The organism is Pelagicoccus sp. SDUM812005 (assembly GCF_031127875.1).
Lineage (GTDB): Bacteria > Verrucomicrobiota > Verrucomicrobiia > Opitutales > Opitutaceae > Pelagicoccus.
Genome location: NZ_JARXIA010000028.1, coordinates 19,220 through 32,470 on the forward strand (window position 1 = coordinate 19,220; position 13,251 = coordinate 32,470).

The window sequence follows — 13,251 nt, forward strand, 5'->3', positions numbered from 1 at the left end:
GTGTTCGCCCAGAGTCGCGAACGCTCTCGTTTCGTGGTCGAACAACTGGAACCGAAGGTGTTGCTATCGGCCGCGCCGATCGACGTCCCGCAATTCGCGGGAGCGGATCTCAACCAGATCGCCCAGCCGGAACAGGCTCCCGTCGCCAGCGCCCAAGCAGCCGAAGAGATCATTCTCTCCGCGACCCAAATCGCGGACCTGCAGGCCGAGAACAACCTCGCATTTCACTCCGAAGGCGAGGTTTTTGATTGGTCGGACGGAGCGGATGAGGAGCGAATCGTTACTGAGGGCGGTACCCTTGAGGGTAGCGGCGACCTCGGCGGCGATCTCCAGAATTTGGGTACGGTGGCGCCGGGCAACAGTCCGGGCGTGCTGGAAGTCGATGACTTTTCCAACGAGGGTACGCTCGAGATCGAGCTGGCTGGAACGGCTGACTCCGAATTTGACCGGGTCCTGATTTCCGGGGCGGCTGACTTGGGCGGCGCGCTGAAGGTGAGCTTGCTCGACGGATTCACGCCGCAGAGCGGAGACCGCTTTACCATCCTCGAGTGGGGAGCCGGACAGCGCAGCGGCGACTTCGCGGAATTCGAAGGTTTGGACCTCGGCGGCGGCTTGACGCTGATGCCGATCGTGACCGAAACCGGTTACGACTTGGTGGCCATGGATGCTGCCCAACCGGTCGGGTTGCTCGACGGATTGATGACTTTCACTACGGGAATCGAGGTCCTCGACAACCAGATCAAGGGCTTGCTCGACGGAGCGATCAACGAGCTGACCGAGCTCTCCAAGACCACGTTTGACCTTGCTTGGAACTACGGCCCGCTGGACATTTCCGGCACTTTCGAGATCGGGAAATCCGGTTCGGACATCTTCTTCCTGGCAGCCGATGCTACACTAGTAGTAGACGCATCTGGCGCGGCGGACGGCTTCGACGGCGACGAAACGGCCTTCCGATTGGTCGATATGGACCTCGCCATCATCTTCGATTCCAGTGCCAAAACCTTCGCGTTTGTCGGTTCTGGCTCGGCCCAATTGCTCGGTTCCAACCTCGAAATGGGCGGAGATTTCGCCCTCTCATGGAATGCTCTCGGGCGCGATTTGAGCAGCGCCACCTACGCCACCAGCACCCTCAGCCAGACCCTGACGGTGGCCAACGGAGCGGCAACTTTGAGCGGTCAAGACGCCATCGTGAGCTTCGCTTCGAGCGCTTTGAAGGCAGATTTTTCGGTGGCCATGGCCGCTGACGGCAGCTCCGGATTCGCCCTAGCGGTGAGCGATGGAGCCCTCGAATTTCCTACGACTCCGCGTGCGGACGTGAAGGTGGAGAACGTATCCGGCACAGTTGAGGTCGATGCGGACGGGGCGATGGACGTCGCTCTTACAGCCACTTTCAGCGCCACCTTCTCGGGTCTGAATATCTCTGCGACACAGGTTCAAGTCAGCTATTCCGGCGCTCCCGGAGCAGCCACCGCGGTCGCGATCAAGGCTCAAGCCCCGGTCGCCCTCAGCATCGCGAACCTGTCCGCAACTGCCTCTTTCAACCTCGAAGCCCGCGGTCCACCGGCCGGAAACAGCCTCCCCGAGTACTTCTTTTCCTTCACAGACCTTACTTTAACCACGCCTGACGTAAAAATCGCAGACGCCAGCGGAGCATTGCTCGCGACCGTCGATGGCGTGGCCCTGGCAATTTACGGCACGGCCCAAGCCGATGCCCCCGGTTTCACCGCCGGAGCCCGCCTTCAGTACCGCGCCAATACGACCGGCCTGGAAATCAACCGCCGCATCGACTTCCTCAGCGGAAGCGTGAACCTCGTTTTCAACGCGAGCGAAACGGCGACAGACTTTTACGAGATCGCCATCATCGATGCTTTCGTGCAGTTCGGCGACCACCTGCAAATCCGCGGCAGCCTCGCTTGGCAGCAAAGCGTTCTGGAAATCGGCGGCACCGAATATTCGGTCCGGACCTTGAACGCCACCAACCTCGACGTCTTCGTCGGCGCCAGCGAATTGACTCCAGGCGTTTGGGCGATGGACGTCGGCGCTTCCGGCCTCGTTCTGGAAAACGCGAATCTGCAGATCATCGAGTTTTCCGATTTCGCGGAAGGCAGCCGCTACGTCGTCCAGGCCAAGGGCAGCTTCCAAGCGACCGAGCTCGGCGACCTGACCTTGGGCGGCACCGGCACCCTCAAGTTCAACCAAACCGGCTTGGCCTTCGACATCACCTTGCCGACCCCCGGTTCGTCGAACGAAGGCGTTCGCATGCTCTTCTCCAGTTCGGCGGCCATCCAAATCGCAGTTGCCGATTTTGCCCTGCAAGTGGTCGGCCAGGATCTGACCGGAGCGGCGCTGATCACGGTCGAGGCCAATCGCCTCGAAGTCACCATGAGCTCGGTCAACGCGACCCTGCTGCTCGGCACTTCCTTGATCGGGGTGCGTGACGCGTCCGGCAAGATCGTGCTCGGCGATGACCAGGCCTACGGAACTTTGAATGGGGACCTGATCTTCGACGGCTTCGACTTCTTCAGCCTGAGCGGCGGTTTCGCCATCGAGTTCAACACTGGCGATGCAACTATAATAGAAGGCGGCAAAAATTTGCCCGCTGGCCCGTACTTCGGAATTCGCGGCAACAACGTTCGCCTCACCGTGGAAGGCGAAACCTTGCTCGGCGACTTCCTCTTCGAAAACGGCGCCTACAACGCCGGCACCGGCGCGACCCATCGCGGTGCCGCAGCCGCTGGCGAAACCGATGTCTTCCTGCTCTCCGCTTGGAACGTCTCTCTTAATACAGATGGCTTGGACATCGGCGACATGAGCCTGGCCGGTAGCGCCGTGATTTCCAACAACTGGCTCGCCGCCGATTTGCTGGGCAGCTTCGAGGTGGACTTCAGCTCCGTGAATGTCTCCATCGGCGGGGAAGTCGGCATGCAGATCAACACCCACGCAGCCGCAGTCACGCTCGCCGCCGCCAGCGGTAAGGGCAGCGTCACGCTCGCGGCCGGACCCAGCTTCTCGATTTTCGCCAACGACTTCCATGCGGACCTGCAAGCAGCTTACTTGACTGGCGGCTTCGCGCTTTCGGTAGTCGACTTCGACGGCTCGGCCAGCTGGCAGTTCGACCTGCAGGACATCGACCTCAAGTTTGGCGGCAACCTGCGCGATCCGCTGCTCAATCTCCACCTCGACGCCGGCCAATTCCTCGTCACCCCGGACGGCTTGCTCGGCAACTTGCCAAATCTCGAGATCGGCGGCGGCGACCTGAACCTCGGCGGCACGCCGGACTTCTCTTTCAATACAACCGGCGTCGATTGGAACGGCATCGCCGCGGGCGTCTTCGAGCTCGGCGGAGACCTGAGCTTCGACTTCGGAGACTTCAGCCTGCTCGGAGACATGAGTTTCTCGTTGATGGATTCCATCAACGCTGCCGCCTTCGACGTTCCCTCCACCGGCTTCACCGCTTTCGAAGGACTCCGCTTCGAACTCGACAACGTGTCGATGGACATCTTTGGCCTCGCCAGCATCTCCAACTTCAGCGGCACCAACTTCATCTTGCCGGAAGGCTTCGTAGGCGTGAACAGCGGCGACGTTACGCTCGACCTGCCTAACCTCGATTTCTCCGCCACGGCATCCATCGCGCTCAACACCATCGGCGAAGCCTTCGACCTCGGCGTGATGGTGGACGGCAGCGCCGTGCAAGTGAACGTGCCGGCCGGTCCTTACTTTGCCCTGAGCATGGACGACCTCGACTTCGAGCTCTTCGGCAGCTTCGTCAACGCGGCCAACATGACCTTGGTGCTCGACGCCGGAGTGAGTGGGGGAGCGGATGCCAGCTTGCTCTTCGAAGTGTCCGACCTCGACATCCTGCAAAGCATCGGCGGGGCGACTATGAAGTTGTCCGACCTCGACGGATTCCTGCTAGCGGATAGCGGCGGTCTCACGGCTCGCATCGCCGGTGGCATGAGCTTCGAGGGCATGGCCGACATTTCGCTGAGCGTTTCCAGCGCGGTGGTTTCCTTGAACACCCAGTCGGTTGCGGTCAGCCATGAATTCCAAGGAACGACTTACGACTTCGCGGGCGGTTCCTACTTCGATATCGATGCGGCCGGCGCCAGCGCCGTTGTATTAAGTAACAGCTTGAGCGCGGACTTCCGTTTCAGCCTCGATCCAGCGACCGGTCTCAACAAGGCCGAGATCGTAGCGGCCGTGAACAACGGCAGCATTTCGCTGGGCGGCGATTTGCTCAGCCTCGACAACGGAAGCGGCGCCTTCCTCTTCACCAACGATGGCGTCGCGGCCACCTTCGGCGGCGACCTCTCCTTCAAGTCGGATGATCTCGATGCCAGCGGAACCTTCGCCCTCGCTCTCAACACCAAGCCGACAGCCGTTTCCCGTACCATTTCGGTGGGTGGCTCTTCCGTGGATCTTAACCTGAGCGCGGGCGACTACCTGCGCATCGCGGGCACGGACGTGAGCGTGATCGTGGCGGGTCAAAGCTTGAACGGAAACTTCGCGTTCCAAACCGAAGGCTCGGATGTACGAATCACCGCCAGCTCCGTATCGCTCAGTCTTGGTCCCGTGGATACGCCGTACGTGAGCGTAGAAAATGCTTCCGGCGACTTCATTCTTTCAGATGCCGGAGCAGTGGGCGGCTTGTCGCTCTCGGGTCGCGGCCTCAGCCTTGAGGTTCCCGGCATGACTTTCTCGACGGGCGAAGTTCGCATCGAGCTCAGCACCTTGGCAACCGAGTTCAACGGCGATCTCGATTTCGGCGATGGACCGGTAGCGGTATCGTATCCAGCAGGCCCTTACGTTCGTATTGCGCTGCTGGGCGTTGACGTTCAGCTCGATGGGCTGAGCATCGGCGCAGGCGGCGCAGCGGCATCGCTAAGCGGCGACTTCTTCTTCGAGCAATCCGGCAGCGTGACCCGCGTGGCGATGGCCAACGTGAGCGCCACCATCGACTTCAACGGCAGCGGAGGATCCATCTCAGATGGTCGCGGCGCCATGGTCATCTACGCGACAGGTGTTGCGGGACAAGTACGCGGTGTGCTCGACGTCGATCTGCCAGGCGTGAGCGCCGGCGGTTCCGTTTTCCTTTATATTAATAATACAGGCGGCGCGGTCGACGAAACCATCCAGATCGGAGAAGAGACCATCGAGATCGTCTTCACCGCCGAAGAAGGTTCGCTCTTCTCGGTCGCCTTGGGCGGCGCCAGCCTAAACATTGCGGACGTCATCCGCGTAGAAGGTTCTCTCAAGTTTACCACGGTAGGGGACAAGCTGATCTTTGGTGGTACCGATTTGACCCTCTTTATTGGAGACGGGGTTCCCGTCTTGGCCGATGGCAGCGTGAATACGCAGGCTCGCGGTTTGTTGATCAACGACGCGGAAGTCGGCTTGGTGAAAGTCAACGGCGCGGACGGCGCTCTCTACGCCTTGGTTGCCACCGGTACGCTGCAAGTGCTCGGCATCGACAACGTGGAATTCTCCGGCACCGTTTCGGTTCGCCTCAACATGTTCGAGGAAGCGGTGGCGGAAACCATTTCCATTCCCGGAACCCAGCGCGCGGTGGAGGTCAACTTCAGCAGCAGCGAAGTGGCCAGCTCGGTCGGCGGCGTGTTCACGGAAATCTTGGCCGAAGGCATTTCGCTCGAAGTGGCCGGTCAGAGCTTGGCGGGCGACATCTCGATTCGCCGCTTCCGCTACGATGCCAACGGAACTCCGACGGATGACACAGATGACGAGTCGATCCTGCAGCTCGAACTCTCCAACGCCAGCGCGGCCTTTGGCGATGGCGACGAGGCAGTGGTCAGCGTGGAAGATGCCGCGGGCAGTATCCTGATTTTCGAGACAGGCGTGGCGGCCTCGTTGCGCGGCTCGATTCGAGTGGACGTGCCATCGGTTGCCTTCACCGGCGACTTCGATTTCCAGATCAACACGACAACTCGCAACGTGGAACCGATCTTCCAAGCGGGCGGTATCGACCTTTCAGACAATCCGATCCGGGCTGGCCCGTTCGTGAGAATTGCCGGTTCCGACGTTTCGCTCACAGTCGCAGAGCAAAGCTTGTCCGGCAATTTCGAGTTTGTATCCACAAACGACGGCTCCGTGCGGTTGACCATGAGCGACGTGGCATTAACCATCCAAACCGGCAGCACGGATTTGATTCAAATCGCGGATGGTTCAGCGGACTTCATTCTAGATGATAGCGGCATACTGGGAGCTATCGAAGTCGGCACGATTAATTTCAATGTACCCGGTATCAATCTGAGCACTACAGCGGTACGGGTTGAAGTCAGCACCCGCGCGGCGGAGTACACCGGCGAATTTACGCTCGGCAGCGGAACCGAGACATTGACGCTGCCAGCTGGGCCTTACTTCCGTGTTATGGTCACGGGCGCAACTCTGGGTATTATAGATGCAGCGAATCCGACCCAGGAGCTGATCAGCCTCAGCGGGAACTTCTTCTTTGAAACGCGCGACGGCTTGGTTCGCTTGGCGGTCAGCAACGCATCGGCCAACATCGAGCTCAATGGCGAATCAGCTGGCGTGGTGAATGGGGAAGGCTTCCTGCTCATCACGGATACAGGCTTGGCCGGTACCATGAAGGCGGACCTCGCGGCCAGCCTCGGCGGATTGCAAGCGGGCGGCACGGTCGTGGTTCGCTTGAACAACACGGGTGCCGCCGTCGACGAAACTTTGGTTCTCGCAGGCCGCGAGCTCGCGATCCGCTTCACGGCTGCGGAAGGCAACTTCCTGCAAGTTTCCCTAGCGAACGCCAGCATCACCATCGCGGACGTGCTGAGCATCGAAGGGTCCTTCACCTTCGCCGACAGTGGCGATGGCAAGCAGATCGCAGCTGGTTCCGGATTGCGTATCTTCTTCGGGGAAGGTCCGATCGCGCTCGCGGACGGCACGCTCAATCCTTTCGCCTACGGCCTCTTGATGGACGACGCCCAAGTGGGGCTGGTCAAGGCCGACGAAGGCGGCACCACCAAGTACGCGATCGATGCCCGTGGTACGGTCAAGCTCGTCGGCTTGGACGGGATTGTGATTTCCGGCACCATTCGCGTTCGTATCAATACTTTCGGTACAGCGATCGAAACTGAGATTGCTCTGCCTGGAACGGACAGCACGGTACCCGTGGTCTTCGCATCGACGGAAGTGGCCGACGCCTCCGGCGCCTTTATCTCGATTGCCGGATTGGGTCTCACGGTGGAGGCTGCCGGGCAACATATCAGCACGGACCTCGCTATCGAGCAGGTCTTGACCGATGTGAACGGCACCGCGGGCGACACTAGCGACGACCGCAAGGATCTCTTGCTCACCTTGCGCAATGCCAGCCTCAGGCTGGGCGATTCCTCCAACGACTACATTACGCTTACGGAAGGCTTCGGCCAGATTCTCGTTTCGAGCGAGGGCATCGCAGGCGCCTTGGGTGGAACCATCCAGACTGACATTCCAGGAGTCAGCTTCAGCGGAAGCTTTAATATCATCCTGAATACAACGCAGGTCGCGGTAGAGCGTGAGTTTGTGACTGCGGTCAATAGCTCCGGCAATGCGACCGAGACCCTTTCAGAAATCGTGGCAGGTCCGTACGTTCGCTTGATCGGTACCGGCGTGAGCGTCGAGATTCTCGGCCAGTCCATGAGCGGCGATGTTTATTTCGAGCAGCAGAGCCTAGCTAACGGCGGTAGCGTCTTCGTTCTCGGATTCAACAAGCTCAGCCTCGGCTTTGGCGACGGCACCACCGACTACCTCACGGTGACGGAAGGGCAGGGGCTCTTGATTGTCACCAGCGCGGGCGTTGCCGGCGAGCTATCCGCTCAGGTCGCTTTGGCTCCGAGCTTGGACTTCACCCTTTCGGTGGAAAAGCTGACCTTGGCGGTCAACACTTACACTACGGCGGTCGACGAAACCTTGGCGCTCGGCGGTGAGACGCTGCGCTTGAAGCTTCCAGCCGGTCCTTACCTGCGGGCGACTGCGGAAGGCGCTTTGATCGTTATCGCCGGTCAACGCATCTCAGCCAATATTGCCTTCGAGCAACTCACCGTCGAAGGTGTGACCCAAACGCTGCTGCTGCTCAGCGAAGCGGAACTTTCCATCGGACCCGCAGCCGCGCCTTACGTTCGCATGACCGAGGGCGAAGGCGTCTTCTTGATGCGCGAGTTCACCGATAGCTCCAGCGCTACCAAGCAGGGCATCGCTGGACGCCTCTCCGGCACGGTTGCCCTGAACGTTCCTGGCGTTTCCTTTAGCGGAAGCTTCGCCTTCGAGGTGAACCAAACGGGCGAGGCGATCAACGAAACCTTTACCCTGGGTGGCGTTTCCTCGGTTCTTAACCTGGAAGCCGGTCCTTACCTTCGCGTCGCGGGCGAAAACGTTTCCCTCAACATCGCGGGCCAGACCTTGGTCGGCAACTTTGCCTTTACCCAAACTGCCAAGGTCAGCCGTATCGAAATTTCTGATGCAGAGCTGAACCTCGCGAACGGAGTGGTGGTCGCTGGCATCAGCAGCGGAATTATCGAACTCTACGAAGACGGCGTGGTCGCTCAGGTGGTGGCATCGGTTAGCCTTGGCGTACCGGATGTTTCGCTCTCCGTCGATACCCTGTCCTTGGTGATGAACACTCGCATCTCCAGCGGTGCCAACTACATGCGTCTCTCCGGTTCGAACGTGGCGCTCGATGTATCCGGACTAGAACTACGCGGTGACTTCATCTTCGAGCAAAAGACGCCTGAGGTGGGACCGAAGCTCGTGAAGGTCGGCATCACGAATCTTTCGCTGCAGATCGGCGACGGCGCCACGAACTTCGTCGACGTACAAAACGCGACTGCCCAGCTGCTGATCTTGCCGACCGGCGTAGCGGCCCGTATCTCCGTCAGCGGCAACCCGATCAACATTCCTGGCCTGACCTTCTCGGTGGGCGAAGTGGTCATCGAGATCAACACGCTCGCGGTCGCGGTTACCGAAGAGATGACAGCCCTGCCAGGACTTGCAGGCTTCAGCTTGCCGGCCGGTCCTTACCTCCGCGTGACTGCGACAGATGCCACGGTCGGTTTTGCCGGCATCGAGATGGAAGACGGCAGCGGCGTCTCGTTGGCTGGCGACTTCTTCCTCGAGCAATTCAATCGCTCCGCTCCGGACGGAACGACTTCCACGGTGACGCGTCTGGCCGCGGCCAACGTAAGCGCTCAAATCAAGTTTGGCGGCGACGGCGCGGAATTCGTGGAAGGCGAGGGGGTATTCGTTTTGGCGAACGGTGGCATCGCCGGTTACTTGAGCGGCCAGGTCAATGGCAAGCTCGGTCCTGTTGACGCAGGTGGCAAGCTAGCCATCCGCATCAACAATACAGGCGGAGCGGTCGAAGAAACCGTGACCTTGGGCGGCACCGAATTGACGGTCAGCTTCAGCGCTAGCGAGGGCAATGCGTTCGACGTTTCGATTTCGGATCTCACCGTTACCATCGGCGACTTCGTATCCATTTCCGGAAACTTGGCCTTCGGCAAGAAGACCTTGACCGTGAACGACGGCAGCTCCGACCTCGAAGTCGAGGCCGACGCATTTGCGGGCGAGGGCTTGGAAATCTTCCTCGGCAACGGTCCGATCCGTTTGGGCGACGAGTCCATCAACCCATTGGCGACAGGCGTCTTGCTGACCAACGCATCGGTAGGCGTGATCAAGTTTGGCGGCGCCACTCCGAGCTATGCGCTTTACGCGACCGGTACGGTTGAGCTGATCGGCGTGGATGGCGTGACCATCGCCGGAACTGCCACCGTTCGTGTCAACGATAGTGGATACGCGGTGAACGAAACCTTGACCGTCTCTGGTAGCGCCGGGGCAGGGGTTGAAGTCGTGTTCGCTGACACTTCCCTCGTGAAGACTTTCATCGCCACCGATGCAGAACTCTCGCTGCTCGGCCAGAGCTTGAGCGGCAACTTCTCATTCAACCAGGTCGTGCTGGGCAACGGCGTGGATGGTTTGGCGGGTACGGCGGACGATGTTACATCCATCGCGATCGTGGCGACCGAGGTCAGCCTCACCCTCGGGACGGCCGCTGCGGGTGTATCCATCTCGGATGGTATAGGCGCCATCCTCTTCACCAACGAAGGCCTCGCTGCCAAGATTAGCGGCACGGTGGGGCTCACCATTCCGAATGTCAGCTTCGAAGGCGACTTCACGCTCTCTATTAATACAGGCGCCAGCGCGGTGGCCCGCAGCTTCGACTTGGCAGGCACGACCGTTGACCTGACTTTGCCTGCGGGACGCTTCTTCCGTCTGGAAGGCGTAGGCGTAAAGCTCACCGTTCTCGGTCAGACGCTGGAAGGAAACTTCGCCATCGAGTCCACGACCAAGGCGGACGGCAGTAGTTTGCTGACGATCCGCGCCACCCATGTTGCCTTCGCCCTGACGGCGGGAGGCGACGAGATTGTTGCTCTGAGCGATGGAAGTGGCGCCTTCGTGGTAACCGATGCAGGGATCGCCGGCGAACTGGCGGGTACCATTGCGGTCAATCTTGGACCGGACGTCACGGTCGATGCGAACCTCAGCCTTCGTATCAATACGACCAATACGGCGATCAGCCAGACTTTCGACCTCGCGGGCCAACGCTACGTTTTCGAAATCGCTGCCGGTCCTTACTTCCGCTTCGAAGCGAGTGAGGTTGCTATCGACATCTACGGTCAACGCCTCACCGGCGACATCCTTCTTGAGAAGGCTACTTCGCTCGGGGCGGACGGCGTTCCAGGCGGCACGGGCGCCAATGCCGACACCTCGATCGTTCGCATCGCCTTCAACAACGTTGGCCTGAACCTTGCGGATGGCCTGCTCACGCTTTCCGAAGGCAGCGGCGCCTTCATCATGACTTCGGCCGGATTGGCCGGCCGCTTCTCGGGTCGCGTTTCGCTCGATGTTCCCGGCGTGACTTTGGAAGGCGCGCTCGCAGTTGAAATCAACGCGACCGGCACGGCCGTCAACGAAACCTTCCGCATCGGTGGCAAGACTCTCGAGCTGCAGCTGGACTCTGGTAATTACCTGCGAGTTGCTGGCACGGATATTACGCTGGCGATTGGTGGAGCGCTGCGCTTGAGCGGCGATGTGGTGATGACTTCCGCTACTGCTTCCGACGGCAGCAAGGAACTCGCAGTCGATATCACCGATCTTTCTTTCGGAATCGGCGGAACGGCGAACGCTCCGCTTCTCGGAGTGACGGTTGCTTCCGCTCAGCTCCGTTTCCTCAGCACTGGCATCGTGGCCAAGGTCGACGAGATCACTCCGATCCTGAATGTTCCCGGTCTCACCCTGACTGGAAAGCTCGATCTGGAGATCAACACTACCGCCAGCACGGTGCTCGGCATCGAGGGCAATACGATCCGCGTTTTCGGCACCGGCATGACGGTGGCTGTATTGGGTCAGTCCATACAGGGCGACTTCAGCTTCGAGCAAGTGACCAACGAGCTGGGCGAGTCGATCATCAAGGTTGCCGTAGCGAACTTGGAAGCCTTCTTCGGAGCTGAGAACGCGGGTCTGCAATTGAGCGAAGGCAGCGGATTCTTCCTGCTCACCGCGAATGGCTTGGTGGCCTCCATTGGCATCAAGGTCGAAGTCTTGCCCGCTGACCAGTTCCGCATCGAAGGCCGCCTAGAGCTGCAGATCAATACCACTGGCTTTGCGGTCGAAGAAAGCTTCCGCGTCGGTTCGGGCGAGCAAACCCTCAGCATGCAGGCCGGTCCGTACTTCCGTTTGAGCGGTACCGACATTGTCATTGAAATCGCAGGACAGCGCCTCGCCGGTAACTTCCTCTTCGAGCAACAGCTTCTCAGCAAGGGAGCAGACGGCATCGCCAATACCTCGGACGACGTGAAGGCGGTCCGCATCGCGGCGACCGACGTTTCGCTCAGCTTCGGCGACGCCCAGCAAGACTTCCTCTCGCTCACCAACGGCAAGGGCTTCTTCCTCTTGATCAGCTCCACGGATCCGAGCCAAAGCGGAATCGCCGGTACCTTGAGCGCCGATGTCGCTCTCAACTTGCCGGGCGTCGAACTCTCCGGAACTCTCAAGCTCGAGCTCAACCAAACCGGCAGGGCCGTTAACGAAAGCTTCACCCTCAAGGGACTGCCGCAAGTCGTCGAACTGGAAGCGGGCAACTACGTGCGCATCGCGGGCGAAGACGTCGCTCTCGAGATCGTTGGCCAGCGCTTGGAAGGCAACTTCTCTTTCGAGCAAGCGACCGTGGGTGGAGAAGTGGTGACCAAGGTGACTTTCTCCGATGTGGAGTTTGGACTCGGCGACGGCACGACCGACTTCGTCAAGCTGACCGGTGGGGAAGGCGAGTTCGTGATGGACCGCAACGGGGTTGTCGGATCCTTCTCCGGCACCTTGCTGCTGCAAGTTCCCGGCGTGACCTTCGGCGCCTCCGTAGCGGTGAATGTGGATACAAAGGCAGGTACCTTCCAAGTGGTTGCTACCAACGTGGTACTGAATGTATTGGATCAGGTACTACGGGCCGACTCCATCTCTATCGAGCAAAGCACTCTGTCCACCGGCGCCAAGGTGGTGACGTTGTCGGCTACCAATTTCTCCTTCGCCCTTTCTGATGGAACCACCGACTTGCTCACCTTGAGCGCGGCTTCCGCGGTGATGGTGATTAACGAGCAAGGCCTCGGCCTAAGGGTCGAAGGCGCCAGCGTCGCTTCCAATCTTCCTGCCGGCCTGACGCTTTCCGTTGCCAATGCGAACATGACGCTCAACACCACCGGCACCGAGATGGAGCTGGGCGGCGGCCAAGGTCCGATCCGGGCCGGCCCGTATGTCCGCATCGAAGTTGAAGGTGCCACGCTCGCAGTTTCCGGCGTCGGTATCGTAGGTAGCTTCGTATTCGATCAGGAAACCGATCAATTGGGTAACAGGGTTACTCGCGTCGCGATCGATGGCGCGGCTCTCCAAGTGGATGGAGAGGATATCGCGGCGGCAGAAGGAGCCATCGTAATTTTCTCGGATGGCGTAGCCGGTGTTTTGAACGGCAAGGTTGAAGCCGGCGGAGGCGGAGTCTCCGCGGAAGCGTCTGTGGGCGTTCGCATCAACACTACCGGTCGCGATGTGAACCAGTCGATCACGGTTGGCCAGCGTACCTTCGTCATCGACCTCAAGCCCATCGCCGACGGCTTCGAAGTGTTTGGATCCGCCCTCATCAACATCGGCGATTTCATTACGGTGGAAATCACGGAAGGCAGCATCAACGGCGGAGCCGGTTGG

Annotated in this window: 1 protein-coding gene (running past one end of the window); it reads left to right on the plus strand. The window is 60.1% G+C overall.

Features of this window, described 5'->3' with window-relative positions; genetic code table 11:
• On the plus strand, positions 1–13,251 hold the 5' portion of the coding sequence (locus QEH57_RS22890; RefSeq protein WP_309009128.1) for a pre-peptidase C-terminal domain-containing protein. Its footprint extends 36,570 nt past the window's final position; 13,251 of the gene's 49,821 nt are visible here — the first part of the coding sequence; its start codon is at positions 1–3; its stop codon lies off the right edge, out of view.